Source organism: Vibrio sp. 1580 (assembly GCF_033340055.1).
Genome location: NZ_JAWOVT010000761.1, coordinates 1 through 513, shown reverse-complemented (window position 1 = coordinate 513; position 513 = coordinate 1). Strand labels below are relative to the sequence as shown.

Annotated in this window: 1 protein-coding gene; it reads right to left on the bottom strand. The window is 50.7% G+C overall.

Translation table 11 applies throughout. The annotated features are described in order from the left end of the window. Positions 1-513 (bottom strand): protein-disulfide reductase DsbD domain-containing protein (locus tag R7093_RS28250; RefSeq protein ID WP_318147412.1); only part of this gene is annotated, 513 nt, incomplete at both ends.

Here is a 513-nt window from a genome sequence, read left to right as displayed (position 1 = left end):
ACGGCGTTGGCTTAGCTTCCCACTACCAAGTACGATGCTGGTCAAAATTGGGTACATTGGCAGAACGCATGGCGTAAACGCTAAGCCTACACCAAGAGCTAAAAACAGCAGCGGAGTCCACCAATTGTCAGCAAGGTTCGCCGCGAGGCTGTCTTGCTCAGTGACTGGTGCTGGAGCGTTGTTTGATGACACTGACGTGCTCGCCGTTGGTGATGTCGTGCTTGTTTGGTTATTGTTCGCTGTTGATTGCGTTGGCTTTTTCGCTATTGCGGAATCAGCAATGGAAGCCGTAAAAGCGTCAATGGGAATGATGCGAGTTGCTGGCGGATAGCAGAATCCAGCCTTCGCACAGCCTTGATATTGCACGATCACGCGCGCGCCTTCTTGCCACTCCTCAAGCGGTACATTCACAAATAAAGGCGTGGTGTAGATGTGCACATCACCGAAAAATTCATCTTTATGTGGCGTGCCGTTTTCCATTTGCAGTTCGCCCAGAGAGATGTTTTCACCAGA